Origin of the sequence: Micromonospora sp. LOL_023 (assembly GCF_048060115.1) — a bacterium.
Classification (GTDB): Bacteria; Actinomycetota; Actinomycetes; order Mycobacteriales; family Micromonosporaceae; genus Micromonospora_E.
The window spans coordinates 98889-124319 of record NZ_JBHMIM010000006.1 but is presented as its reverse complement, the minus strand read 5'-3'; the positions used below and the strand labels follow the sequence as shown (position 1 = coordinate 124319).

Here is a 25431-nt window from a genome sequence, read left to right as displayed (position 1 = left end):
CAGCCGGCGGGATTCGAACGCCTGAGCGACAAGCGCCGATACACTAATGGCAACCACTCGAATACGCAAAGATATGAGTAGCTGTCTCGCTTGCGTACGGAGAAGCGGTCTCTCTACCCTTGGGGATCGTCGAGTCGGGAGGACGTCAACCAACCCGGTTGACCTCGACCTGACACTGCCGAATCGTCGCGAACGACGAGCCGGGGACCACAGCACCTGGGGTGCATCCGCAGGATCAACTGCGGTAGGGCGTCTCCTTTCCGCCCGAACCCGTCAGCTGACCCGGTAGGCGGTCTGCGGACAAGGAGTCCGGTGGCTACGAGAGCCCCTCGGCGGCACTCCGGATGGTCCAGCCAGGACCACGGACGAACAGCGCCGCCCGTACGTCGACGAATCCTCACCGCGGCTGTCGCCGCCACCACCGGCATCGGACTTCTGCTGGTCGGAGCGCCAGCGCAGGCGCAACCGACTGTCGCGCAGATCGAAGCGCAGATCGACGACGCCTGGTCCGAGCTCGAGCCGACCATCGAGCGGCACAACGCCGTACGGCAGGATCTCGCCACCAAGAAGAGCCAGGCGGCGGCCCTGCAAAAGAAGATCCAGCCGCTGCAGATCCAGATCGACCTGGCCATGGAGCGGGTCAGCGAATTCGCCGCACGGTCGTACAAGGGCGGCAGCCCGTCGATGATGACCGCGATCCTGACCAGTGGGAAGCCGACCCACCTCGCCGACCAGCTCGAACTGCTCGACCAGTTCGCCCGCCGGCAGTCCAGGGACGTCCAGGTCGTCGTCGACCTGAAGGAGAAGTACGCCGCAGAGAAGGCGCCGCTGGACGAGCTGGTCACCGAGCTGACCAGCACCGAAACCCAGCTCGCGGCGAAGGCCAAGGAGATCGACGCCGAGGTCGACCGGCTCCAGGACCTGCGGCTGCAGGCATACGGCGCGACGACCACGCTCGGCTCGCTGCGCCCCGCGCCGTGCCCCGCGACCTACCCCGGCGGTGCCGCCGGCAAGGCGGTCACCTTCGCCTGCGCCCAGATCGGCAAGCCGTACATCTGGGGCTCCGCCGGCCCGACCGGCTACGACTGCTCGGGTCTGACCTCGGCCGCGTGGCGCCAGGGCGGTGTCTCGCTGCCACACAACGCCGCCCAGCAGCGGCAGCTGATCCGCAACGTCAGCCGGGACGAGCTGCGACCGGGCGACCTCATCTTCTACTACAGCCTGTCCCACGTCGGGATGTACGTCGGTGACGGCTGGATCGTGCACGCGTCGCAGACCGGTGAGCCGATCGCGATGCGCAAGATCGGTTCCGGCGTGCACAGCTACGGCAGGCCCGGCTAGACGTCACTTCTCCCCATGGCCCGGCGCACGCCGCTAGATCCCCCCGTCGCGCGGCGGCACCGGCCACCGGAAAGGCGCCCTCCCATGTCCCCCCCCGGCCTGGGAGGGCGCCTTTCGCCACTGCTATCCGGTAGGCCAGGTGTGCCACTGCTGCCAGGATCGGCTCGGCGTTGGACCCCGCTGACCCTGGTACCGCGAGCCGTAGGCCGATGAGCCGTACGGGTGCTCGGCGGGCGACGACAGCCGGAAGATGCACAGCTGACCGATCTTCATCCCCGGCCAGAGCTTGATCGGCAGGTTCGCGACGTTGGACAGCTCCAAGGTGACGTGACCGGAGAAGCCAGGATCGATGAACCCGGCGGTGGAGTGGGTGAGCAGACCGAGCCGCCCGAGGCTCGACTTGCCCTCCAGCCGCGCGGCGAGCCCGTCGCCCAGTGACACGACTTCGAGCGTCGAGGCGAGCACGAACTCGCCAGGGTGCAGCACGAACGGATCCCCGGTCGGCACCTCGACCTGGGAGGTCAGGTCGTCCTGGCGGGTGGCCGGGTCGATGTGGGTGTAGAGGTGGTTGTTGAAGACCCGGAAGTGGCAGTCGAGCCGGACGTCGATGCTCGACGGCTGGATCAGCGACGGCTCGAACGGGTCGAGGGAGAGGCCACCGGTCTTGGTCTCCGCGACGATGTCCCGGTCGGAGAGGAGCATCGTCACACGATAGCGACCACAGCCCGGACGACCTGGACAGGGCGTTGAAGACCGGCACGTCGGCTACCAATTCGAACAGGTGTTCGACTAGACTGTCGACATGGCAACTTGGTCCGAGTTCGCAGCCGATGAGCCCCGGCTGGCCACGGCGATCCGGCTCCTCATGCAGCAGTACGGCCCTGGCCTGGGTTACCTCGCCACGGTCCGGGCCGACGGCGGCCCCCGCATCCACCCGGTCTCGCCGGTGATCACCGACCACGGGCTGTACTGCTTCATCATCGACTCGCCGAAGCGGCGCGACCTGGAACGCGACGGGCGGTACGCGCTGCACTCGTTTCCGCCGGAGGAGAGCGACGACGAGGCGTATCTCGCCGGCCGCGCCCACCCGGTGACCGATGTCGACAAGGTCGCCCAGCTCGCCGACGACCTGCGGGCGGTGCCCAATGTCGACTGGCGACTGTTCGAGTTCACCGTCGACGTGGCGATGATGGCGCATCGGGGCGGCACCACCGGCCAACTGACCGCCGTCGCCGAGGACGCCGCGGTCCAGGTCTGGCTGGATCCGGCTAGCAGCAGCGCCCACAGCTCGATGCCCACGGCGGTTGCCTGCTGATCGGCGCGCCTGACGGGCTGTTGCGTACCTGCCGTGCGGACCAGGTAGAGTAGGACCGCTCGCGGGTGTAGTTCAATGGCAGAACATCAGCTTCCCAAGCTGACAGTGCGGGTTCGATTCCCGTCACCCGCTCCACCCCGAAAGCCCTGGTCAGGACGCTAGTCCCAACCAGGGCTTTGTGTTGCCAGGTGACCGAAACCGCAGGGGGCCGAACCACTAGCTCGCATTCGAGAGCGACGCGGTCCGTGCTGCCGCCGAGGAGATACGTCGTCGGGCGGATGCGACTGCGGGACGTACGCGTCGCCGACGCGCATCAGCGTTTCGCATTTGCCGGGGCGGCGCGTCCGGCGCGTTCAGCCTGGTGGCGTCGCGACGGCCATGTGCTGGCCGATCTGCCGTCTACCTGAAGGCCGGCTGAGCCGGTTCCGACCGTGTCAGCCGTCAGGCTGCTGCTGGTGTGGCCGATGCTGCTTGATCCAGTCGACGACATCGGCCCGGTTCCACACGTCGCCCATACGCAGCTTGGCGACTGGTGCGGGAAAGTCCCGGTGCCGGCTGATCACCCACGCCCTCTGTCTGGTGACACCGAGCATCTCGGCAAGCTCCCATGCGCCGACGAGTTCCACGCCCTGAACTTTGGACCATTTGGACCTGCTGTTGACATCTCACAACAGCAGGTAACACCATCGAGGGATGACTGCCATGGATGACGACCGTTGGTTGGAGACGGACTCCGGCCACGAGCACGAGTGCCAAACCGACGAACCCGACCCGGCGCCCAGCCAAGACGAGATCGATCAGGCGGCTCGGGACATCCGGGCAGCCCACCACTCACCGGACGGTCGGATCTGGCCCAAGTGCGGCCAGTGCCACAAGCTCGGCTGCGAGTCGCTGGAGTGGGCGATCGTTCAGCTCGACAAGCTCCGCGACCGCCTGGTCGCCGAAGGCAAGCGCGACGACCCCGAGTTCGCGTGGCTCGACGGGGAAGACCGCGAGTGCCACATCGACCTACCAACCGCAGGACAGAACCTGGTCGGTGCGGCACCGGGCGTGGTTCTTCGCTGGACGTACGAGGACATGAAGGAGGAGCACGGCGAGTCCGGAGCACGGATGATCCTCGCTGACCTGATGGACGCCTGGCAGGAGAACGGAGGGCAGCCAGTGACCGCCGAACAGATCGAAGCAGCCGGCATCCGCCGCACCCTGCATGACGCCTAAGGGTCTCACCGCCGTATCGCAAACGGTCCGTCACGTGATCACACGCGACGGACCGCTGCTTATCGATCATGTTTGCCGTGCGGGAACGTCATCCCATGGCATCCAACAGCATGGGGCAGGTACCGACCGAGCCGTCGAAGACGGACAGTCTCCGGGATGTCGGATGCCAAGCTGGCGGCCGGTCAAGCCCGAGCGACGCGATGCGACGCAGGAAAGGTGCGTCCATGCGGGTGGGTCGGGCGCGGCGTTACTCCGTGCTCTTGAGCGCCCACCCATGTACGTCAGCGTCCCTTACCGTTACGCTTGCAATATGGCCCAGAGGAAGCAGCAGCCGGAGTCGACCTCTCGCAGGTCAGTCGTCGTGCGCGCTACTAAGACGGGCGTCCACGTTTCGAAGTCTGGCGTCTGGTCGAAAGCCAGGAGTATCGACGAGGTGAAGGCCGCCGCCCAGCGGATCAAAGGAGCTCGGGCCAGGTCAGCTGGAGTGCCACCTCCGAAGCCGGACGCCGAGCGGGTTGATCTGCCCGGCTTTGTCGGGATGCTGCGCGCCGGTCGAGTCGATCTTGCGGTTCGCGCCAAGGACATTGTTCGCGGCACTGACGCCGAGAGGTGACCGCTCGCACGCCGCGGCCCTTTGTGGTGGTCGACACTGGGCCCTTGGTCGCTATGATCAACAAGGATGATGAACACCATACGTCCTGTGTGAAGTGGCTTGAACTGGCGTTACGAGAGCGGCGGACGCTGGTGATCCCGGTTTTGGTGATCACCGAGGTCTGCTACCTGCTCAAGAGGACGGCAGGCAGCGGACACGGAGCGGCGTTCCTTGACGAAGTATCCCGCACCCCGGCGTACTTCCGCCTCTTCTGTCCAGGTCGGGCCGACTTCAACAGGATGGGGCAGCTTGTGCGGAAGTATGCAGATCTGCCGCTGGGTGCGACCGACGCTGCGGTGATCGCCGCAGCGGAGCGCTTTGGCACGACCGAGATCGCAACCGTCGATAGACGGATGGCGGCCGCCGTCAAGGTCGCGGACCGTTACCCGGTCACCGTCGTGCCCTAGCTCCGCCATAGAAGGCGACCAGCGGGCCACTTTGTGAGTACGGCGGTTGCCCGGCGCAGGTCTGATCCGTGACCGGGGGTTCAGTGCTTCTGCTGGTAGCAGATCTCCCGGCCTGGGCAGGAAAATCCGAGCCGGATCGCGACAGACTGGCGTCGTGACCACGATTTCACTGCAAGCGAGTCCGTCCGATGCCGGTGGTTGGCTGCGACTCGCCCGCAAGTGCGAGACCGCCGGATTCGACGCCCTACTCGTCGCGGATCACCCAGGCTCGGTGGCCTCGCCCTTCGTCGCTCTTGCGGCTGCAGCTGCAGTAACGTCGACGATCGGGCTCGGCTCGTACGTATCCAATGCCGGAGTCCGCGAACCCATCCTGCTTGCGGCCGATGTCGCCACGCTCGATGTGGTCTCCGGCGGCCGCGCCCGCCTCGGCCTTGGCGCTGGCCACACCCCGGCCGAGTGGGAGGCGATCGGGCGGCATCGTCCCGATGTCGTGGGGCGGGTACGGCGGTGCATAGCGGTGGCGGAAGCCGTGGGTGCCCTGCTCGACGGTGAAGAGGTGGATGCCGACACCCCTGAGGTCGCCGCACGCGCGGCCCGGCTGATCGGGCCAAGGCCAGTGCGGGAGCGGGTGCCGCTCACTCTCGGCACGGGCAACTCCCATCTGTTGCGCTGGGCGGGTGCCAACGCCGATGTCGTCGGACTCACCGGCTTCGGTCGCACCCTCCCCGACGGGCACACGCACCGGACCCGCTGGCGCAGGGACGAGATCGAGGCACAGCTGCGGCACATCGAGGCTGGCACCTCTCCGCCATCGCCGAGCACGAGAGGCGCTGGGGTGTCACCCGTTATGTCGTACGCGAAGATGCCTTGGATCCGTTGACCCCGGTGATCGGAGAGCTGAGTCCGCTGCAGTACGAGGTCCCGCCGACCTGAAACGGGTGGAGGCGGCTCAGCGCCGCGACCCGGCACTCGACGACCTGGGTACGGTTGGCTCGTTCGGCCGGTGACCAGTGCGCCTGCTGGCTGGTCACCTGGCCGGCCCACTTGCGGTAGAGCAGCCCTGCCTCGCCGATGAAGTGCCCGTCGCTGACCGTGCTCGCGGCGAGCAGGAGGCCGGTGTCCTCCGAGGCGGGCAGCGCCATCCAGCCGCCGAGGGCGAACAGCAGATCGGTCCGGATGCACAGGGTCGCCGGGTGCACCGGCAGTTGGTGGGCGTTCGCCTGCCAGTGCCGGTGCACCGTCCCGGCGGGCAGCCGGCCGGGTGCCGGGTCGGTGGCTACCGTCGAGGTGCTGCCCTCCGGGGCCAGGTCCAGCGCCCGCGCCGTGGTCCAGCCGATGGTCGGATCGGCTGTGAGGACCGCGATGTCGCGGGCCAACTCGTCAGGGGTCAGCCGGTCGTCGGCGTCGAGCACCTTTACCAGCGAGCCTTCCGCCCGGGACAGCGCCATGGTCCGGGTGACGCCCGGTCCACCCGGCCGGTTGGTCCCCGTACTGATTCGGGGGTCGTCGGGCAGGGCGGCGGCGACCGCACCGGTCTGCCCGTCCTCCTGGACCAGCCAGCGCCACTGCCAGCCGGCGGGTAGTCGCTGGTCGCGCAGTGAGGCGTACGCGTCGGTCAGGAACGGGATGCTCGGCGGATGGACGGGGGTGACCACCGAGATGATCCGGGGTGACCGCTGCACCGGTACGACTTTACCGGTGGTGGTTGATCCGGGACCTACGGTCGGGCCGGCGGGTGTCCTGGTACTAATTGTCCATGCCGGAATCGACGGATCCGCGCTCGGTGGATGCCGCCCACTCCCGCCCCGCCGGGGTGGACGATGCCACCGTGGCCGCGCTGGGTGAGCTGAGCAAGGCGCTGGAGACGGTGCACCGCGCCCGTGGCCACCTCTACTCGATGCATCAGCTGATCGGCGGGGCGGACGCGACGTTGGACCGGGCGGTCGAGCTGCTCCGCGCGGCCGGCCATCAGCGGATCGCGGACCGGGTGGAAGCTGACCTGATCGGCCGTAACGTGCTGCCGGGCCGGTGGACGTTCCAGCTGGTCGAGGAGTTCGACGACGGCTACTACGCGACGTTTCAGGAGGTGGAGCGGGCGGCCAGGGACGAGCTGGTGGCCGGTCGCCGGCACATCCACGAGGCGGAGATGAAGCAGTCGCGGCGGACGGCCGGCCGCCCGGGTCACGAGGCGACGCCGTAGCGCGCTTCAGAGTTCCGTACTGTGCAACAGGCTCCGGAGGCGTAGTTCGTCGGCGACGGCCGGCGGGCAGTCGGCGACGATGACGGCGCTGCCGGTCACGGTCGCCTGCCTGGCGCGCGCGAGCTGGGCCATCGCCCGAAGTTGGGCACCACTGGTTGCCCAGTCGTCGACCAGGAGCACTCGGTCACCGGGGTGCAGGTGCCGGTCGCGGATGCCGAGGCGCAGCGTTCGGCCACGGTAGTCTGGCGCCGTCGTGGTCCAGGTGGTGGCGTCGGCGATGGCCCGCTGCGGATCTTCCTTGTACGCGGGTACGACGCCCACCCCGAGCGCGGTGGCCACCAACGGGCCGACGAGCAGCCCGGTCACCTGTGGTGTCATCACCACGGTCGGCTGGTCGGCGGCGACCAGGGTGGCGAGTGCGGGGCCGATGCCGGCGAGGATGGCCGGCTCTCGCCACCAGCCGGACGCGTCGCTGACCAGGTGACTGCTGCCCGGTCCGGGGTCGTGCCAGCGGAACGCGGCGATGAGCAGGTGCCGGATCTGGTCGGTCACCGCCCGAGTATGCCCGGCAGTCAGGATCGGCCGGGCACCTGTCAGACGAGCCGGTGGCCCTGGTTGGCTTGACACGGCAAGTGCTGCTCCGGTTACCGTGCCGGGCGAATTATGTTGTCCCCGGCCAGGAGTGTGCCATGACCCCTCGGCACCGCACTGAGCATTCGTCCCGGCTGCGGTTCGCACCGTGGCTGGTGGTCGCCCTCGTCGTCGTGGTGCTGGCCGGCGGGGCCACGGCGGCGCTGGGGTTGACCGGCGGCGCGGACCCGTCGGTGACGGTCTCGTACTCGGTCGCCCCTGGTACGCCGGTGCCCGGCGAATCCGCCGGTGACCTGGCTGCGGACCCGGGCGCGTCGCCGACACCGGAGCGCTCGACCGAGTCGGCACGGGCGGCCCGTGGTGCCGACCGGGCCGCCACGACGAGTTCGCCGGCTCCGACAGCGGCTCCGACAGCGGCGCGGCCGTCCACCCCGGCGGCGGCAGACAGCCCGGCCGGATCGAGCGCTCAGACCGCCGGCTCGACGACCGTGGTCGACAGTGGCACCTGCGGCGCGTCCTACTACGCGAGTGGGCAGGTGACCGCGAACGGTGAGTCGTTCGACCCGTCCGGGCTGACCGCCGCGCACCGCACCTTGGCGTTCGGCACGAAGGTGCGGGTGATCAACCCGCAGAGCGGAGCCGCCGTCGTGGTGCGGATCAACGATCGGGGTCCGTTCGTGGACGGCCGGTGCCTGGATCTGGCTCGTGGGGCATTTGAGAAGATTGCCGCGCTTGCTGTGGGGCACCTCGAGGTCCGGTACGAGATTCTCGGCGACTGACTGCGATGACTGACTAGCCAATCAGGGCTGAAGTGCTGGTCAGCGGCGGTCTGTGCCATTCCGATTTTTGACCGCAGGTTGAGCAACCGGTTTCTGCCGGTGGAGGCACGCGGGGCGGGGCGAGCGTCCTGAGTACCCCAGGTGGCCAGAACCGGGTCAGACGAGGGGTCAACACCGTTGGGCCACCGCCGCTGATGAGTCATGCTGTTTCGCGTACCCATGCACATCATCCCGACGGGCGGTCGCCGCCCGCTCAGTTCCGGATCCCGCGTCGGCCTCGGCGCGGCCCTCGTGCTGCTCACTCTCGTCTCGGTGGTCGAGATCGCCGACGGCACCGGAGCGAACTACGTCGGGCTGGTGGCTGCGGCTCCGTTCCTTGCCGCCGCCTTCGCCACCTGGCGGGTGGTGCTCTTCATCGGCGTGTTGGCCACCCTGGTCGGCGGGACGTTCGCGCTGACCGGTCAGATGGTGTCGCTGGCCACCGCCGTCAACGTCGTCGGTATCGCGCTGGCCACCGGCCTGGCGGCAGCGGTCGCGGTGATCCGGGAACGCCAGGCGCGGCAGATCGCCGAACTGTCCCGGCTCGCCTCAGTGGCCCAGCAGGCGGTGCTTCGCCCGCTCGGGCCGCAGGTCGGTACGCTGGCGGTGGCGGGTCGCTACATCTCGGCCACCGCCGCCGCCGACATCGGCGGCGACCTCTACGAGGCGGTCGACACGCCCTACGGCGTACGGATGATCATCGGCGATGTGCGCGGCAAGGGTCTGGACGCCGTGCGGCTGGCCAGTATCGTGCTTGGTTCGTACCGACATGTCGCGTACGAGCGTGCCGACCTGCGGGCGATCGTCGCGGATCTCGATCGGGCGGTGGCCCGCAGCGTCGGCGACGAGGACTTCGTGACCGCCGCCCTCGTCGAGGAACGTGGCGGCACGCTGACCATCGTCAACTGCGGCCACCCAGCGCCGCTGCTGTTGCGGCGGGGCGAGGTGATCGCGTTGGAACCGCCGGCGCCGGCGCCGCCGCTGGGTTTCATGCCGGTGGTACGCCCACGCGTCGAGCGCCTGGAGCCAGGTGACCGGTTGCTGCTGTTCACCGACGGACTGGGGGAGGCACGGCGCGACGGCGCGTTCTTCCCGACAGCGGAACGAGCATGGCGACTGCTCGGTCACGGAAAGGTCGGTGACGGCCTGGCGTCGTTGGAGACGGCCCTGATCGAATGGGTGTACGGCCGGCTCGACGACGACATCGCGCTGGTGCTGATGGAGTACACCGGGTCCGGGGCGGTGCCGGCTCCGTCCGTGCCGAGCTGGGAGGTCGGCGCCGCCGAAGGCTGATCTGGTCAGGCGAGGCGGGGTACGGCCAGAAAGCTGTTGCCGGTGCTGAGGGCCCGGTGGCGACCGACGTAGCGGCGACCGGCGATGGGGTCGATCAGCGAATCGAACAGTCGGATGATGGACACCTCGACCTCCTCGGGTTGAATCGGGCGGTTATCCGGATTTGCCGTTTTGCAGCAGTCTCGCACCGAGCAAAACGATCTCCCGCGAAGTCGGTAACGGCCGACGCATCATCCTTTAGCTCCCTTCACGGTCATTGCCCTCCAAACGGACTAAAGCCGTCCAATTGACCGCCTGTCGGGTGGGGTGGCTTCAGTCACTGTGCTAGATGGGCTTGTCGGTGGCTACCCAGGAGTAATACAGTGGTGGTTACTGACCAGTAACACTTCCGGGAGCGGGGGCCACCACTCGATGACCCACTACAAGAGCAACCTCAGGGATCTTGAGTTCAACCTCTTCGAGGTCTTCGGCGCTGACCGCACCCTCGGCCAGGCGCCCTACGCCGACCTCGACGTCGACACCGCGCGGAGCATCCTCGCCGAGGTCGACCGGTTGGCCCGCGAGGAGTTCGCGGCCAGCTTCGTGCCGGGCGACCGCAATCCGCCGGTCTTCGACCCGGCCACCCACTCGGTGCGCATGCCGCCGGAGTTCCACCGTTCGTTCCAGGCGTTCATGGCCGCCGAGTTCTGGCGGTTGGACCTGCCGGAGGCGCTGGGCGGCACCAACGCGCCCCGTGCACTCTGGTGGTCACTGGCTGACCTGGTGCTCGGCTCCAACGCGCCGATCTGGATGTACGCCTCCGGACCGTCCTTCGCCCACACCCTCTACGTCGAGGGCACCCCGGAGCAGAAGGAATGGGCGAAGCTCTTCGTCGACAAGCAGTGGGCGTCGACCATGGTGCTGACCGAGCCGGACGCCGGATCCGACGTCGGTGCCGGCCGTACCCGGGCGATCCCGCAGCCGGACGGCTCCTTCCGCATCGAGGGCGTCAAGCGGTTCATCACCAGCGGTGAGCACGACCTGAGCGACAACATCATCCACTACGTGCTGGCCCGCCCGGTCGGCGTGGAAGGCGCCGGCGGCCCCGGGACAAAGGGCCTGTCCCTGTTCGTCGTGCCGAAGTTCCACTTCGACCCGGCTACCGGGGAGCTCGGCGACCGCAACGGTGTCTTCGCAACCAACGTCGAGCACAAAATGGGCCTGAAGGTCTCCACCACCTGCGAGCTCACCTTCGGTGAGCACGGCGTGCCGGCCAAGGGCTGGCTGCTCGGCGACGTGCACGACGGCATCCGGCAGATGTTCCTGATCATCGAGTACGCCCGGATGCTGGTCGGCGCGAAGTCGATCGCCACCCTGTCCACCGGCTACCTCAACGCCCTGGAGTACGCCAAGAACCGGGTGCAGGGCGCCGACCTGCTGCAGAGCACTGACAAGTCGGCGCCCCGGGTCGCGATCACCAACCACCCGGACGTACGCCGTTCGCTGATGCTGCAGAAGTCGTACGCCGAAGGTCTGCGTGCTCTCGTCTGCTACACCGCCAGCTGGCAGGACAAGATCAACATCGCTCGGGCGGCTGGCGACGAGGAGACCGTCAAGGTTGCCAAACGGGTCAACGACCTGCTGTTGCCGCTGGTCAAGGGGTGCGGTTCGGAACGCGCGTACGAACTGCTCAGCCACGAGTCGCTGCAGACCTTCGGCGGATCCGGCTTCCTGGAGGACTACCCACTCGAGCAGTACGTCCGGGACTCGAAGATCGACACCCTGTACGAGGGCACCACCGCGATCCAGAGCCTCGACCTGTTCTTCCGCAAGATCGTGCGGGACAACGGCCAGTCGCTGATGGCGGTCGCCACCGAGATCCAGGGCTTCATCGAGGCCGAGGGCGGCAACGGCCAGCTCAAGGAGGAGCGGGCGGCCCTCGGCCGGGCGCTCGGCGAGGTGCAGAACATCCTCGGTGTGATGACCGGCTGGCTCGGTGAGGTGCAGGGCGGTGAGCCACGCTCGCTGTACAAGGTCGGGCTGAGCAGCCGCCGACTGCTGCTGGCCCTCGGCGACGTGGTGATCGCCTGGCTGCTGCAGCGCCAGGCCGAGGTCGCGTTGGCCGCGTTGACCGGTGACGTCACGGCCGCCGATCGATCCTTCTACCAGGGCAAGGTCGCCGCCGCCCGGTTCTTCGCCAGCGAGGTGCTGCCCCGCATCGGTGCGGATCGTCGGATCATCGCCGGCACGTCGCTCGACGTGATGGATTTGCCCGAGGACGCCTTCTGACCGGTTGAGGCCTGAAACCCCACCCTCACCCCACGCGTCGTGCGGCCGGCGGGAGCCCCCTGCTCGCCGGCCGCTCCCGCGTCCCCCGCCGTTTCGCACGCTGCCTGCCGGGTAGATCAGCAGGCGATCGCACAACTTGTAGCGACCGCACAAGGAGTGCACATGGGTATCGGCAGTGGAATCTTCCTCATCGCAGTAGGCGCCATCCTGGCGTACGCCGTCCGGGCGGACGTCTGGTGGCTCGACGTGCAAGCCGTGGGCTGGGTGCTGATGCTGGCGGGCCTGGCGATCCTGCTCACCGTGCTCTGGTTCTGGAACGACCGTCGCCGGCGGGCCCGGACGGTGATCGTCGAAGAGAACAAACTCTCCCATCCGGCGCAGATGGTCCCGCCGCCGGCGGAACCGCCGCAGCCACCCAACTGACTCGGACCGACTCCGTGTACACCGCACGGGTGGGCGAACCGCACCGGCTCAGCCGGCGTTCGCCCCCCGCGCGGTGTACGTGTTCGCCAACGGGGCCGCCTCCGGCCCGCACCCGGACCAGTCACCGGTGAACTCGTGCACGGCGATCCCGCAGGTGCGCAGCCCGCTGTCGCTGGCACCGGCCGGGTCCAGCAGGGCCGAGAAGTAGGAGATCGTCGGGTTGTGCCCGACGACGAGCACCCGGCCGGTCGGTTCGTCGAGCTTCTGCAACAGGGTGAGCAGGTCGCGGACGGTTCCGCCGTACAACAGGGGTTCGAACCGGGTCGGGACCTGCGGACCCGCCGCCGACACCTCGTGCCAGGTCTGCCGGGTGCGTCGCGCCGGCGAGCAGAGCACCAACTCGGGCCAGAGTTCCTCGCTCACCAGCCAGCGTCCCGCGTGCGCCGCGTCCGAGTGACCGCGGGGCGTGAGCCCACGTTCGGTGTCCGCCATCTGGTCAGGCTGCTCGGCCTTGGCGTGGCGCAGCAGCACGATCCCGCGTCGCGTCATGCGGACAGCATGCCTGATTGAGCCGAGAAGTGCCTGGGTACATCGGTGCGCGCCGCTACCTCACAAGCGGTGTCCGGCCGGCACGACGATGCCGGCAGTAGCCAAGGAGGTTCGAAGTGGGTATCGGTGGCAGCATCTTCCTCATCGCTCTGGGTGCGATCCTGGCCTTCGCGGTCGAGGCTGAACTGGGCTTTCTCGACTTGACCACCGTCGGCTGGGTGTTGATGGTCGCCGGTGTGTTCGGGCTCGTGCTGACCCTGTGGTTCTGGCAGAGCCGGCGGCGCACGGTGGTGGCCCGGTCCGACGAGCCGGCAGTCGCGGCGGCTCCGATGGAGAACGACCGGGTGGTCGAGGAGCAGCAGTACCGGGAGGTCCGTCGCCCGGGACGCCCCGTCTGAGCCCGCCCCTCGCGGCGATCTTGCAGTTATCGACAGGATTTGTCCACCTTGTCCGTCGATAACTGCAAGATCGCCGCGATGTTGGGGGTGGGTGGGCCGGTCAGGCGTAGAGGGCGAAGTAGATCGCGATGTGGTGGCAGAGCGCGGCCACCAGGGTGCATGCGTGGAAGAACTCGTGGTGGCCGAAGACCGTCGGCCACGGGTTCGGCCGCCGTAGCGCGTAGAAGATCGCGCCGACGCTGTACACCGCGCCGCCGATGATCAGCAGCACCAACGCGGTGACGCCGCCGTAGTGGAGAATGTCGGGCAGCACCGCCACCGCGACCCAACCGAGGGCGATGTAGAGCGGGGCTCCCGCCCAGCGCGGCAGATGCGGCCAGATCAGTTTCATCGCCACCCCCCCGAGGGCTCCCGCCCACACCACCGCGAGCATGGTCGCCGCGCTGCGTCCGGGCAGCAGGAGCAGACAGAACGGTGTATATGTACCAGCGATGAAGACGAAGATCATCGAGTGGTCGAGTCGGCGCATCACCTGGTAGGCGCGCTCCGACCAGACCCGGCGGTGATACAGCGCGCTGGTGCCGAACAGTCCGCAGACCGTCAGGCTGTAGACGACGCAGCTGATCAGCGGGGTCCAGCCCGGTCGGGTAGCCGCCAGCGAGCAGAGCACGATCCCGCTGACCAGGGCTACGAAGAAGGCGTACGTGTGCAGCCAGCCGCGCATCCGAGGTTTGCCCAGGTCGACCGGCTTGAGGCGAAGGGGTGCTTCGGTGGTCACGAGATAAGGCTACGGCACCGTAGGTTACTGTCTGGTAGTGAATCGCCTCACGTCAGCTGGTGCCGCTGCGCGAAGATGGCCACATGCGGTTGCGTTCGGTCGGCCGCCGGGCGTTGCTACTCGAGTGGCCCACGCCGGCGGCCGCAGACATCGAGGCGTGGCGAGCTGAGCTGAGCCGCCGCCGTGACCTCGGTGAGCTGGCCGTCGTCGACATCGTGCCCGCCGCCCGGACGATCCTGCTCGATGGACTGCCCGACCCGGCGGCCACCGTGACACAGGTCGCCAACTGGCCGCCGCCGGTGCCCAGCGAAACCGCCAGCGTCACGGTGGTCACCGTGCCGGTCCGCTACGACGGACCGGACCTGCCGCAGGTGGCCCGGCACTGGGCCGTCGACGTCGCCGGGGCCGTCGAGCGCCTCACCGGTATCGAGTTCACCGTGGCGTTCTGCGGCTTTGCTCCCGGGTTCGGATACCTGACCGGGCTGCCTGCCGGCTGGACGGTGCCACGCCGCGCCAGCCCACGCCCGGCGGTACCGGCCGGGTCGGTCGCCCTGGCCGGCGAGTACGCCGGGATCTATCCGACCGCGTCGCCCGGAGGCTGGCAACTGGTCGGCCGTACCGACCTGGTGCTGTTCGACCTCGACCGCGAGCAGCCCGCGACCCTCGCTCCGGGCACCCGGGTCCGGCTGAGCCCGGTCGGACCGCCGCCGGATCCGCCCCGGCGACTGCCGGACCCGGCCCGGGGGCCGCGATGATCGAAGTGGTCCGGGCCGGTGCCCTCACCACCGTGCAGGACCACGGCCGCCCCGGCTGGGCACACCTCGGCGTGCCCCGGGCCGGTGCCCTCGACCAGCCGGCGCTCGCGTTGGCCAACCGGCTGGTCGGCAACCCGCCAGCGGCCGCCGGCCTGGAGGTCACCCTCACCGGTTGCACGCTGCGCTTCCCTGCCGGGGCCACGATCGCGCTCACCGGAGCACCCGCCACGATGCTGCTCGGCCCGATCGGGTCCGGTACGCCGCAGCCCGCCGGCCGCCGGATGGGGTTCCTGACCCCGGAGCCGGTGCCGGCCGGTGGGCTGGTCAGGATCGGCCCGGCCAGCTACGGGGTACGCAGCTATCTGGCGGTGACCGGCGGGATCGCCGTACCGCCGGTGTTGGGCAGCCGGTCGACCGACACCCTGGCCGGCATCGGTCCGGCGCCGCTGGCCGACGGCGACGTGCTGCCGATCGGCGAGCGCCCGGCGGCCGGGCGGCCGGGCGGCCTGTTGCCCGCGGCCGACGCCGTTGGCTGGTCGGCCCCACCCGATCCGGTCCGACTCGCCATCCGGCTCGGCCCGCGCGCCGACTGGTTCACCGGCGAGGCGGTCCGGCGGCTGTTCGACACCGCGTACGCGGTGAGCCCGGTGAGCAACCGGATCGGTGTCCGGCTGACCGGCGCGGCACTGCCCCGGGCCATCGCCGAGGAGTTGCCCAGCGAAGGGCTGGTGCTCGGTGCCGTCCAGGTCCCCGGCGACGGTCAGCCGCTGATCTTCCTCGCGGATCACCCGACCACCGGCGGCTACCCGGTCATCGGCGTGGTCGACGACGTCACCGCGCTCGCTCAGGCCAGGCCGGGCACTACCGTGGAGTTCCATGGACCTCAACGCTGATCTGGGGGAGGGCTTCGGCGTCTGGCGCCTCGGCGACGACGAGGCACTGCTCGACATCGTCACCTCCGCCAACGTCGCCTGCGGATTCCACGCCGGCGACCCGGCGACGATGCGGCGGGTCTGTGCCGCGGCCGCCGCCCGTGGCGTGGTCGTCGGCGCGCAGGTGGGCTACCGCGACCTGGTTGGCTTCGGCCGGCGACGGATCGACTACCGCTTCGACGAACTCCGCGACGACGTGCTCTACCAGATCGCCGCGTTGGACGGACTCTGTCGGGTCGCCGGTGCCCGGGTGCGGTACGTCAAACCGCACGGGGCGCTGTACAACACCGCCTGTGTCGACGAGGCGCAGGCGGCAGCGGTCGTCGCCGCCGTGGTCGACTTCGATCCGACCCTGCCGATCCTCTGCCTGCCCGGTTCGGTGCTCGGGCAACTTGCCACCGGTGCCGGGCTGCGCCATGTCGACGAAGGGTTCGCCGACCGCGGCTACCTGTCGGACGGGCGGCTGGTGCCCCGTGGTGAGCCCGGTGCGCTGCTCGACGACCACGCGACGGTCGTCGCCCAGGCGCTGTCGATGGTGGTCGACCACACCGTGACCGCAACGGACGGCACGGTGGTCGGCTGCCCCGTCGAGTCGATCTGCGTTCACGGGGACACGCCCGGAGCGGTCGCGCTGGCCCAGCGGATCCGCGCCGCCCTGGAATCCGCCAGCCAGCGGGTCGGTGCCTTCGTCTGATCCGCCGGCCGAGCCGTGTCTGCCGGCCGAGCTGCGGTCTGCCGGCCGAGCCGTGTCTGCCGGCCGAGCCGTGTCTGCCGGCCGAGCCGTGTCTGCCGGCCGAGCTGCGGTCTGCCGGCCGAGCTGCGGTCTGCCGGCCGAGCCTCAGCCGCCGGCCGGGTCGATGCCGCGCAGGACCAGCGGTACTCGGGTCACCCCGGCCGGGTCGATCCGCACCGGCACACCCCAGTCCTGTCGGGTCAGGTGACAGGCGGCATGCTCGTTGTCGGCGTCGCAGGTCGCGGCCTGGGCCACTACCTGCAGCACGCCGGCCGGCACCGACGGGTCGAGGACGAGGCGGCGGCTGAGCCCGGTGTCGGTGCCCGCGCCGGAGCGCAACAGCGCCGGCGGATCGGCGGAGACCTCGAGCCGGGTCGCCGGGCCGAAACTGGTGTCGAGCTTCTGCCCGGGTGCGGGAGTGAAGACCACGTCCAGGCGCACCTCACCGGGTGCCACCAGCATCGGCGGGCGTTCGGCCCGCTGCCGTACGCCCTCGACGGTGGCTCCGGCAGCAGACAGGGCACCCGGGGCGATCCGGGTCAGCCGATGCGCGGCGGACTCCACCACCCAGACCGCGCCGTCGGCGGTCACCAGCACGTCGCTCGGCTCGGCCAACCCGTCCGTCACCGTCGTCACCCGATCGCTGGCCGGGTCGTAGCGGCGGATGGCCCCGTTGTAGGTGTCCGCGACCAGCACCGAACCGTCCGCCAACGCGCAGACCCCGAGCGGGTGCTGCAGCAGCGCCTCAGCCGCCGCCCCGTCGACCTGTCCGAAGTCGAACAGTCCCTGTCCGACGACGGTACGCAGTTCACCGTCGGCGAGCCGCCGCAGCGCGCTGGTCTCGCTGTCGGCGATCCACAACTGATCCCCGTCGACGCCGGTCGCCAGGCCGGACGGCTGCGCCAGCCAGACGTCCGGGATCGGGCCGTCGCGCAACGACTCGACGGTGGTGCCGGCGTACATGCCGGCGGCCCGCCGGATCGGATCGAACCACCACAGTTGGTGGATACCGGCCATCGCGACGATCACCCGGTCGTCGTACCAGGCGAGATCCCACGGTGAGGAGAGGTCGACGGAGAGCGCGTCGTGTGCGTCGTAGTTGACGGTGGAGCGCCATTGACGGCCGGAGCCGGCGACCGTGACGACCTCACCGGTGGTCATCCGTACACCGCGCAGCAGATGGTTGACCGTATCGGCGACCAGGACGTCGTAGCCGGCGACGGCGGCGATCTGTGCCGGCAGCCGCAGCAGCCCCTGCGGTTCGCTGAACCGGGCGGATTCGGGGCCGCCGTCGGTGCGTCCACGCGCTCCTGAACCGATGCGTCGACGTACCGTCTCGCCGTCGGGGGCCAACTCCACCAGCGAGTGCCGGGCGGAGTCGGAGACCAGCAGCGCGTCGTCGTCGAGCGCGACCGCCTTGCCCGGGAAGCGCAGCGTCGTATCGACCGGTGCCGGCGGTACGTACGGGCCGTCACCCCGGTGCAGGGTGCCTTTTGCCTGGTGCGTTTCGATCAGTTGGTCGATCTCCCGGGCCAGGCCATCGGCGTGTCCTTCGCCGGCCATCGTGGCGACGACGTAGCTCTCCGGGTCCACCAGCACCAACGTCGGCCAGGCGCGGGCAGCGTACTGTTGCCACATGTCCAGTTCCGGATCGTCGAGCACCGGGTGGGTCACGCCGTAGCGCTCGACGGCCGCGGCCACCGCGGCTGGGTCCCGTTCGTGAGCGAACTTCGGCGAATGTACGCCGACCACCACCAGTACGTCGGCGTACTTCTCCTCCAGCGGGCGCAACTCGTCCAGCACGTGCAGACAGTTGACGCAGCAGAAGGTCCAGAAGTCCAGCAGGACGATCCGCCCGCGCAGGTCGCGCAGCGTCAGCTGTCGTCCATCGGTGTTCAGCCACTGGCGCCCGTTGAGTTCGGGTGCGCGGACACGTGACGACCTCGGCATACCGCAGACCCTGCCATGGCGGCGATGGTGGCGGTCGGTCGGGCCCGCCGACTGGGTCAAGGTGCCGTGCCGTACCTGTCGGCACGGCACCTTCCGGAAATGGTTGGGCAGCGGGTCAGCCGGTCGGCGTCGCGTCGCTGTCCGGTGCCGGGTCGTCTCCGGCCGGGTCTCCGGCCGCCGCCGGTTGCAGGCAGAGAACCTGCTCGCTGCCGGAGCCTGCGGGTATCTCGATGTGCGGAGCATTGGGATCCGCGCACTGGTCGACCTGCCCGACCTTGGTGACGACCTGGTAGGCGCCCGGCTCGGCGCAGTCGGCCGGCGCAGCGGTGTTACCGGACTGCTTGACGCAGGTGCCGACCGCCGGATCGAACGCCTGATCTCCCGGTCGGGTGATCAGCCAGACCAATGACAGCGGAATCGCCACCAGCAGGGCCGCAGCGGCCAGGACCGCGACGAGCACCCGGCCGTTGCGCACCTGCGGTTCTGGTTCCGACTTGGCCTCTTCACCGGCCGGGGTCGCCGGCTCTGGACGGAACGCGTCGAACCGGTTCTGCTCCTGATCCGGTGCGCCCCCCTGCCCGGGAACCTGCGCCGCGCTGGCCGGGGGCAACTCGCCGGGCCGGGGCGCCGCCGCGATCGACTGGCCGACCGGGCCGTAGCCGCCTGGCTGGTGGTGGCCGGCCTCGGGAGACTGGTACGCCCCGGGTACTGCCTGCCGGGTGTCCCGGTGGGGATCGCCGAGCAGATCGCCGTAGGGTGCCGCACCGGGTGGGGGGTAGCCGCGGGCCGCGTCGGCCGCAGAGGTGGGCTGAATGTGCGCGGCCTGACTCAGGTGCGGAAGTGCCAGGTTGGCGATGTCGGCGCGAGCGGCACCGCCGGCTGGGGAACCTTCCGGGTTGGGGCGAGCACCAAACGCTTGCAAGGACTGCCCCGGCGGGCGTTGGGCCAGCGGGGGTGGGCCGAATCCGGGTTCGGGCGACGGCACCGGCGATCCGGTGGGCGGGAACGGGGCGCCGCCCGGACCGAACGGCTCAGGACGGCCGCCGGGCTCCGGTTCCGAACCGGCGGGCCGGCCGTACACCCGTGGTTGGGCCGGCGGTCGGCCAGTGCCCAGGGCGGACTGGTCCGCTGGCGGTGCGACCTTGCTGGCGCTCGGCACGGCGGCACTGGCGGTGACCGTGCGGCCGGTCGCGGCTCCGTTGGCCGGTGCTCCGCCCGCCGGCCCGCCGGAGGTGGGCGACGCGGGCGACGGTTCCGTGCCGGCCGGGGCCATCGGCTGCCGGCTGGGGCCGGGGAAGGCCGATCGCTCCTCGGCGACGGGCTGTTCGTCGTACGGGGAGCGCTGCTGCGGTACGTGGGCTGCCGGCTGGGCTGCCGGCTGGCCGCCCAACGCGGCTGCCAACGACGCACCGGGCACCCTTGCCTCCTGCGGCGGCAGCGGGGTCGGACCGGCGGGTGCGAACGGCAGCGCCGCGCCGTGCCGCGACGGTGCGTCGTCGGCAGGTGGCTCGAAGCGGTTCTCGGTCGGCCCGGACGGGAACCGCTGCGGTTCGGGCTGATCCGACGCCGGACTCGTCGCCGGCCGGTCCTGATCGGTCCGCCATGCCTGCTGTGGCGACCAGGGTGCCGCCGGCGGGATGGCGGGCGGCGCGGCCCAGCCAGCCTCGGCTGGCCGGGGTCCGCTCGGCTCGTCGCCGGGCCCACCCGGTCGGTGTTCCGCTGGCGGGCCGGGGGCGATCCCGCCCGGCTGTCCGCTGGCGGCGCCAGCCGGCGCGGGGTACGGAGACGGTGCCGGGTAGCCGGTGGTTCGGCCGGCCTGCTCCCCGAAGCTGGTACCCCAACCGCCGCCCCCCGGAGGGGACCACTGCTGGGGCGTCGGAGCTGCGTCGGAGTCAGCAGATGGCTGATCGACGCTCTGCCGCTGGCTGTCGTACGGCGCGGGTCCGCCGACGCCCGCCTCCGCCGGCTCTTGGCCGGGATGCTGCGTGCCCTCGGACGTCATGTGCGCCTCCTCCATGACATATCAGCCGCGCCGGTGCCGTCGACGCGGCTGGTCGGTCGACCAGTGACGCCGGTGGTCCAGCCGGGCGGGCCAGCCGGATCTCGCCGATCTGTCATCGTCGAGGCTGGCCAGCCTGGTGCGCCGACCGGTGACCCGGCATCTGACGGCCGGTTCTGGCCTTCAGTGCACCGGGTCGACCCGAAGGCGACCGAGCCCACCGTACCGGGCCCTCCGTATCGGAGGAATCCCGGTGCCGTTGAAGTGGCGGAGGTGTCGCGGTTCGGCGGAGGTTCGACGGCGCCGAGTTCAGCTGTGGTAGCGCTGTGCGATTGCGCGGATCTCGTCGCGGACAGCGGCGGAGTCGGTGGAGCGCAGTGCGCGCTCGAGGGCGCGAGTACGGCGGTTGGCTTCTCGGTGGCGACGAATTCGATCGATCATGGACATGGGGTGCTCTCCTGCGGGTTCTGAACTGCTCGGCCGCTCTGGCGGCTGACTCAAGTGAACCGCGAAACCCTCCGACTTGCCAACGAATCTTAGGTGAGAGGCGCCACTCGCCTTCGAAAACTAGGTATCGGGGGTCACATGTCGACGGTATGTTCGGAAAGCTTCAACAAACAGCGTCGCTACCGGTGACGATAGCGACGCTGTTCGTAATCTTGCTGTTGAGTTGTGTGCCGGTCAGGTCCAGGCGAGCAACATCGCCTCCGGGTCGGTGAGGAAGGCACCAATGTCGCGCAGGAACGCCGAGCCGAGCTCGCCATCGATGATCCGATGATCGAACGACAGCGCGAGGGTCGCTACTTGGCGTATCCGAATCTTTTCTTTGTGTACCCAAGGTGCCTTGCGGATGGTGCCTACCGCGAGAATCGCGGATTCGCCCGGCGGCAGGATCGGCGTGCCACTGTCTACGCCGAACACGCCGACATTGGTGATCGTCATCGTCCCTCCGGCCATGTCGGCCGGCGCGGTACGTCCCGCCTTCGCGGTCCGGACCAGGTCCGCCATCGCCTCGGCCAGTTCCCGGGTGCTGAGCCGGCCGGCGTCCTTGATGTTCGGCACGATCAGGCCGCGTTCGGTGGCCGCCGCGACCCCCAGGTTGACGTAGTCCTTGACGACGATCTCGTCGCCTGCCCAGGCGGAGTTCACCATCGGATGCCGATGCGCCGCGAGGATCATCGCCCGCGCGACCATCAGCAGCGGCGAGACCCGGATCTCCCGCCACTCGGGCTGGGCGCGTAGCCGATCCAGAGCCTTCATCGACCGGGTGAGGTCGACCGTCAGGAACTCGGTGACATGCGGCGCGGTGAACGCCGAGGCGACCATGTTCTCCGCCGTCAGCCGGCGTACCCCCTTGACCGGGACCCGCCGCTCTCGCTCCGACCCGGTCCGCGGCACGGACCGGCCGGCGGAACCCCCGGCGAGTTGCCCGGTCTCCGGGGCCTCCGTCGGCGACGCCACCGCCAGTTGCTGGCTGGCCCGCAACACGTCGTCGCGGGTGACCGAACCGAGCGGACCGCTACCGCTGAGCCCGGCGAGGTCGACGCCGAGCTCCCGGGCGAGCTTGCGCACCGGCGGCTTGGCCAACGTCTTGCCGGTGCCCGCCGGCACCACCGACGGGTCGGGCACCGTCGACGTCACTGGTGCCGCAGGTGTGGCTGGTGCCGCAGGTGTGGCTGGTGTGGCTGGTGCCGCAGGCGCGGCGTGCACCGCGGGCGTGGCCGCGAGCGGCGGGGTGACACCGCCGGTCGACGGCTGGTGGTCGTTCGACCTGCGCGGCCGCCGCTTGGCCGCGGTGGTACGCGGTCCGTAGCCGACCAGCACCGCCGTCCGGCCACCGGGCGCCGGGCCGCCGATCATGCCCGGCTCGATGGCCCCGTCCGCCGGAGGGATCTCCGGCTGACCCGCCAGGCCCGCCGACCCGTTTGCCGCCGGAGGCGGGCCGGCAGCTGGTGCCGGCCCGGCCGACGGATCGGTGTCGATCTCGATGATCGCCGTACCCACCTCGACCATCGCGCCTTCCGGATGGAAGATCGCCTGTACCTGACCGCCCCACTTGGCGGGGATCTCCACCGCGGCCTTCGCCGTCTCCACCTCGACGATCGGCTGGTTCAACTCGATCACGTCGCCGACGGCGACGAGCCACTTGAGGATCTCGCCCTCGGTGAGCCCTTCACCCAGGTCCGGCAGATCGAACTGCTTGATTCGCGACATCGCGCTCACCAACCGAAGGCGCGGTCGACGGCGTCGAGCACCCGGTCCAGGTCCGGTAGGAACTCTTCCTCCAGCCGGGCGGCCGGGTAGGGCGTGTTGTAGCCGCCGACCCGCAGCACCGGTGCCTCCAGAGAGTAGAAGCACTCCTCGGTGATCCGGGCGGCGATCTCCGCGCCGAGGCCGAGATTCGTCGGCGCCTCGTGCACCACGACGCACCGGCCGGTGCGTCGGACCGATGCGTACGCACCGTCGAGGTCCAGTGGGGATAGCGAACGCAGGTCGACCACCTCGAGTTCGCGGCCCTCCTCCGCCGCCGCCGTGGCGGCGTCCAGCGCGGTGCGCACCATCGGCCCATAGGCCAACACCGTCGCGTCGCTGCCGGGCCGCACCGTGCGGGCGGCATGCAGCGGGTACGCCGTACCCAGTGGTGCCTCCAGCTCGACCGGTGCCTTCTCCCAGTACCGCCGTTTCGGCTCCAGGAAGACGATCGGATCGTCGGAGAGCACCGCCTGCTGGATCATCGTGTAGGCGTCCTGCGGGTTGGAGCAGGCGACGACCTTCAGACCTGCCGTGTGCGAGAAGTACGCCTCCGGCGACTCGGAGTGGTGCTCCACCGCACCGATGCCGCCACCGAACGGAATTCGGATGACGATCGGCAACTTGACCTTGCCCTGCGACCGGTAGTGCATCTTCGCGACCTGCGACACGATCTGGTCGTACGCCGGGTAGACGAACCCATCGAACTGGATCTCACAGATCGGCCGGTAGCCCCGGATGGCCAGGCCGACGGCGGTGCCGATGATGCCCGACTCGGCCAGCGGTGTGTCGATCACCCGGGTCTCGCCGAAGTCCTTCTGCAGCCCGTCGGTGATCCGGAAGACGCCGCCCAGCTTGCCGACGTCCTCGCCCATCAGGATGACCCTGCTGTCGGCGTCCAGTGCCCGGCGGAGTCCGGTGTTGAGCGCCTTGCCCAGGGTGAGTGTCTCGGCCATCAGTGCGTCCTTCCCTCGAACGACGCCTGGTAGCGCTCGAACTGCTCCCGCTCCGCGTCGAGCAGCGGCGAACCGTGCGCGTACACGTTGTCGAACAGCGAGATCGGCGCCGGGTCGGGCAAATTCAGCACCCGCTCCCGCAGGTGGACCGCGTCCCGCTTGGCCTGCGCGTCGACCTCGGCGAAGAAGTCCGCGTCGGCTATCTGCTGCTTGTCCAGGAAGGCACGAACCCGGGCGATCGGGTCCTTCGCCTGCCAGGCCTCCACCTCGCTGGCGATCCGGTAGCGGGTCGGGTCGTCCGACGTGGTGTGTGCGCCCATCCGGTAGGTGTACGCCTCGATCAGCGTCGGTCCCTGACCGTGCCGGGCGTTGTCCAGCGCGGCCCGGGTCACCGCGTAGCTGGCCAGCACGTCGTTGCCGTCCACCCGTACGCCGGGGAAGCCGAAGCCGGACGACCTCTTGTACAGCGGGATTCTGGTCTGCCGTTCCAGCGGTTCGGAAATGGCGTACTGGTTGTTCTGACAGAAAAAGACGACGGGTGCGTTGAAGACGCTGGACCAGACAAAAGCCTCGTTGACGTCACCCTGGGCGGACGCGCCGTCACCGAAGTACGCGATGACCGCCTCGTCGTCGTCGCCGCCGGTCTTGCCGTCCATGGTGATGCCCATGGCGTAGCCGGTGGCGTGCAGCGTCTGGGCGCCGATCACGATCGTGTACATGTTGAACTTGAACTCGACCGGATCCCAGCCGCCCTGATCGACGCCGCGAAACAGGCCCAGCGGCATGATCGGGTCGATCCCCCGGCAGTAGAGCACACCGTGTTCGCGGTAGGTGGGGAAGGCCATGTCCTGCGGGCGCAGTGCCCGGCCGGAGCCGACCTGGGCGGCCTCCTGGCCGAGCAGGCTCGCCCAGATGCCCAGCTCGCCCTGCCGCTGCAGGGCGGTCGCCTCGGCGTCGAGCCGGCGCACCACGACGAGGTCGCGGTAGAGACCCCGGTACTCCTCGTCGGTGAAGTCGGCCGTGTACTCCGTACCGTCTGGTGCGGTGAACCGGTCGATCCGTTCGCCGTCCGGGGTGAGCAGCTGGACCAGCTCCGGGTCGGCGGTGTTCTTCGTGGTGCGCCGCCGAGCCGTGGCTGGTCTGCCGCGGGTGGCCGTCCCGCGGTCGACTTTCGCCATCCGTCTCTCCCATCGTGTGTGCGTGGCAGCGGGGGTGTCCCGACCGCGCAGCTCGTCCTACGGTCGGCTGCTGCCGACGTAGGTCCTCTCACCGCGCTTGGCCCGGGTGAGGGTTGCCGCGCGGCACGGTCCGGAATCCGACGGACCCCGGTCCGGGAGGGGCGGCATCGAGTCGCGCCCGCCGCGGTAGAGGCGGAGGCGGCGGCTGCGGTGCCGTCCGGTCCATGTTCGCATTGAAGGTGAGGGGCGTCATAGGTCGGTCCGGACATGAAACTGCGATGTCCACGTTGCGTGGAAGTTGTAGCCCTGCGCTGCGTTCGGCCGAGAGTGACTCATCCGCCCGGTTCTGATAACACGATGTATTGAACTGGAAAACTTTCTGTCACTACTTCAGGATGTATCCAGGGTCGGCGATCGGTGGTCCACC

General features: G+C 69.7%; 26 protein-coding genes, 1 tRNA gene and 1 riboswitch. Of the genes, 15 read left to right on the top strand and 12 right to left on the bottom strand.

Annotation, left to right across the window (positions count from 1 at the left end; translation table 11 throughout):
* Positions 1-166 precede the first annotated feature (166 nt).
* Positions 167-307: riboswitch (cyclic di-AMP (ydaO/yuaA leader) on the top strand.
* A gap of 5 nt (positions 308-312) precedes the next feature.
* Positions 313-1341, top strand: coding sequence for an NlpC/P60 family protein (locus ACFHVL_RS05385; protein ID WP_416625952.1), 1029 nt, complete (start codon positions 313-315; stop codon positions 1339-1341).
* A gap of 123 nt (positions 1342-1464) precedes the next feature.
* Here ACFHVL_RS05385 and dcd read toward each other — a convergent pair whose 3' ends face one another.
* Positions 1465-2043, bottom strand: a complete 579-nt coding sequence (dcd, locus tag ACFHVL_RS05380; RefSeq protein ID WP_416625951.1) for a dCTP deaminase — start codon at positions 2041-2043, stop codon at positions 1465-1467.
* Positions 2044-2143: 100 nt separating this feature from the next.
* Between dcd and ACFHVL_RS05375 the strand changes: the two genes are divergently transcribed.
* Positions 2144-2656: a pyridoxamine 5'-phosphate oxidase family protein gene (locus tag ACFHVL_RS05375; protein ID WP_416625950.1), complete on the top strand. Its 513-nt coding sequence runs from the start codon at positions 2144-2146 to the stop codon at positions 2654-2656.
* Positions 2657-2717: 61 nt separating this feature from the next.
* Positions 2718-2791 (top strand) — tRNA-Gly (locus ACFHVL_RS05370).
* Between the two features lie 299 nt (positions 2792-3090).
* Here the strand turns inward: ACFHVL_RS05370 and ACFHVL_RS05365 are convergent.
* Positions 3091-3282 carry a hypothetical protein gene (locus tag ACFHVL_RS05365; protein ID WP_416625949.1) on the bottom strand — a complete coding sequence of 64 codons (192 nt, stop codon included), beginning with the start codon at positions 3280-3282 and terminating at the stop codon, positions 3091-3093.
* Between the two features lie 67 nt (positions 3283-3349).
* Here ACFHVL_RS05365 and ACFHVL_RS05360 point away from each other — a divergent pair, with 67 nt between their 5' ends.
* The 3 genes from ACFHVL_RS05360 (at position 3350) to ACFHVL_RS05350 (ending at position 5813) form a co-directional block, all read left to right on the top strand.
* On the top strand, positions 3350-3874 hold the full coding sequence (locus ACFHVL_RS05360; RefSeq protein WP_416625948.1) for a hypothetical protein: 525 nt from the start codon (positions 3350-3352) through the stop codon (positions 3872-3874).
* Between the two features lie 609 nt (positions 3875-4483).
* Complete coding sequence (locus ACFHVL_RS05355; RefSeq protein ID WP_416625947.1) at positions 4484-4933, top strand: type II toxin-antitoxin system VapC family toxin; 450 nt, start codon at positions 4484-4486, stop codon at positions 4931-4933.
* A 154-nt stretch (positions 4934-5087) separates the two neighbouring features.
* Entirely contained in the window at positions 5088-5813 is a 726-nt protein-coding gene (locus tag ACFHVL_RS05350; protein ID WP_416625946.1) for an LLM class flavin-dependent oxidoreductase, read from the top strand.
* Here ACFHVL_RS05350 and ACFHVL_RS05345 read toward each other — a convergent pair.
* A complete protein-coding gene (locus ACFHVL_RS05345) occupies positions 5779-6615 on the bottom strand; it encodes a glycosyltransferase (protein WP_416625945.1) in 837 nt (278 codons plus the stop codon). The two genes, ACFHVL_RS05350 and ACFHVL_RS05345, sit on opposite strands and share 35 nt — an antisense overlap.
* 74 nt (positions 6616-6689) lie before the next feature.
* Between ACFHVL_RS05345 and ACFHVL_RS05340 the strand changes: the two genes are divergently transcribed.
* Entirely contained in the window at positions 6690-7133 is a 444-nt protein-coding gene (locus ACFHVL_RS05340; RefSeq protein WP_416625944.1) for a hypothetical protein, read from the top strand.
* Positions 7134-7139: 6 nt separating this feature from the next.
* On the opposite strand, the gene ACFHVL_RS05335 is transcribed toward ACFHVL_RS05340, so the two are convergent.
* Positions 7140-7685, bottom strand: a complete 546-nt coding sequence (locus ACFHVL_RS05335; RefSeq protein ID WP_416625943.1) for a phosphoribosyltransferase family protein — start codon at positions 7683-7685, stop codon at positions 7140-7142.
* A 137-nt stretch (positions 7686-7822) separates the two neighbouring features.
* On the opposite strand from ACFHVL_RS05335, the gene ACFHVL_RS05330 reads away from it, so the two are divergent.
* The 4 genes from ACFHVL_RS05330 to ACFHVL_RS05315 all read left to right on the top strand — a co-directional run bounded on the left by ACFHVL_RS05330 (position 7823) and on the right by ACFHVL_RS05315 (position 12526).
* Positions 7823-8503: a septal ring lytic transglycosylase RlpA family protein gene (locus tag ACFHVL_RS05330; RefSeq protein ID WP_416625942.1), complete on the top strand. Its 681-nt coding sequence runs from the start codon at positions 7823-7825 to the stop codon at positions 8501-8503.
* 219 nt (positions 8504-8722) lie between these two features.
* Positions 8723-9835, top strand: coding sequence for a PP2C family protein-serine/threonine phosphatase (locus tag ACFHVL_RS05325; protein WP_416625941.1), 1113 nt, complete (start codon positions 8723-8725; stop codon positions 9833-9835).
* A 411-nt stretch (positions 9836-10246) separates the two neighbouring features.
* Positions 10247-12103: an acyl-CoA dehydrogenase gene (locus ACFHVL_RS05320; protein WP_416625940.1), complete on the top strand. Its 1857-nt coding sequence runs from the start codon at positions 10247-10249 to the stop codon at positions 12101-12103.
* Between the two features lie 162 nt (positions 12104-12265).
* Entirely contained in the window at positions 12266-12526 is a 261-nt protein-coding gene (locus tag ACFHVL_RS05315) for a DUF6458 family protein (RefSeq protein ID WP_326550579.1), read from the top strand.
* Positions 12527-12574: 48 nt separating this feature from the next.
* Here ACFHVL_RS05315 and ACFHVL_RS05310 read toward each other — a convergent pair whose 3' ends face one another.
* Positions 12575-13075: a SixA phosphatase family protein gene (locus ACFHVL_RS05310; RefSeq protein ID WP_416625939.1), complete on the bottom strand. Its 501-nt coding sequence runs from the start codon at positions 13073-13075 to the stop codon at positions 12575-12577.
* Between the two features lie 116 nt (positions 13076-13191).
* Here ACFHVL_RS05310 and ACFHVL_RS05305 point away from each other — a divergent pair, with 116 nt between their 5' ends.
* Positions 13192-13473 (top strand): DUF6458 family protein, encoded by a 282-nt coding sequence (locus ACFHVL_RS05305; protein WP_416625938.1) that lies wholly within the window; start codon positions 13192-13194, stop codon positions 13471-13473.
* A 100-nt stretch (positions 13474-13573) separates the two neighbouring features.
* On the opposite strand, the gene trhA is transcribed toward ACFHVL_RS05305, so the two are convergent.
* Positions 13574-14251, bottom strand: coding sequence for a PAQR family membrane homeostasis protein TrhA (gene trhA / locus ACFHVL_RS05300; RefSeq protein ID WP_416625937.1), 678 nt, complete (start codon positions 14249-14251; stop codon positions 13574-13576).
* 83 nt (positions 14252-14334) lie between these two features.
* Between trhA and ACFHVL_RS05295 the strand changes: the two genes are divergently transcribed.
* The 3 genes from ACFHVL_RS05295 to ACFHVL_RS05285 are packed head-to-tail and all read left to right on the top strand — an operon-like array spanning position 14335 to position 16632.
* Entirely contained in the window at positions 14335-15006 is a 672-nt protein-coding gene (locus ACFHVL_RS05295) for a 5-oxoprolinase subunit B family protein (protein ID WP_416625936.1), read from the top strand.
* Complete coding sequence (locus ACFHVL_RS05290; RefSeq protein WP_416625935.1) at positions 15003-15899, top strand: biotin-dependent carboxyltransferase family protein; 897 nt, start codon at positions 15003-15005, stop codon at positions 15897-15899. Before ACFHVL_RS05295 ends, ACFHVL_RS05290 begins: the two co-directional genes overlap by 4 nt.
* Positions 15883-16632 carry a LamB/YcsF family protein gene (locus tag ACFHVL_RS05285; RefSeq protein ID WP_416625934.1) on the top strand — a complete coding sequence of 250 codons (750 nt, stop codon included), beginning with the start codon at positions 15883-15885 and terminating at the stop codon, positions 16630-16632. Before ACFHVL_RS05290 ends, ACFHVL_RS05285 begins: the two co-directional genes overlap by 17 nt.
* Positions 16633-16776: 144 nt before the next feature.
* Here ACFHVL_RS05285 and ACFHVL_RS05280 read toward each other — a convergent pair whose 3' ends face one another.
* The 6 genes from ACFHVL_RS05280 to pdhA all read right to left on the bottom strand — a co-directional run bounded on the left by ACFHVL_RS05280 (position 16777) and on the right by pdhA (position 25004).
* Complete coding sequence (locus ACFHVL_RS05280; protein WP_416625933.1) at positions 16777-18621, bottom strand: NHL domain-containing thioredoxin family protein; 1845 nt, start codon at positions 18619-18621, stop codon at positions 16777-16779.
* 115 nt (positions 18622-18736) lie between these two features.
* On the bottom strand, positions 18737-20623 hold the full coding sequence (locus ACFHVL_RS05275; RefSeq protein ID WP_416625932.1) for an LppU/SCO3897 family protein: 1887 nt from the start codon (positions 20621-20623) through the stop codon (positions 18737-18739).
* A gap of 306 nt (positions 20624-20929) precedes the next feature.
* Positions 20930-21067 (bottom strand): hypothetical protein, encoded by a 138-nt coding sequence (locus ACFHVL_RS05270; RefSeq protein WP_416625931.1) that lies wholly within the window; start codon positions 21065-21067, stop codon positions 20930-20932.
* 234 nt (positions 21068-21301) lie between these two features.
* Positions 21302-22834 carry a dihydrolipoamide acetyltransferase family protein gene (locus tag ACFHVL_RS05265; protein WP_416625930.1) on the bottom strand — a complete coding sequence of 511 codons (1533 nt, stop codon included), beginning with the start codon at positions 22832-22834 and terminating at the stop codon, positions 21302-21304.
* A gap of 5 nt (positions 22835-22839) precedes the next feature.
* Entirely contained in the window at positions 22840-23829 is a 990-nt protein-coding gene (locus tag ACFHVL_RS05260; protein WP_416625977.1) for an alpha-ketoacid dehydrogenase subunit beta, read from the bottom strand.
* Positions 23826-25004, bottom strand: a complete 1179-nt coding sequence (pdhA, locus tag ACFHVL_RS05255) for a pyruvate dehydrogenase (acetyl-transferring) E1 component subunit alpha (protein WP_416625929.1) — start codon at positions 25002-25004, stop codon at positions 23826-23828. Before pdhA ends, ACFHVL_RS05260 begins: the two co-directional genes overlap by 4 nt.
* Positions 25005-25431 lie beyond the last annotated feature (427 nt).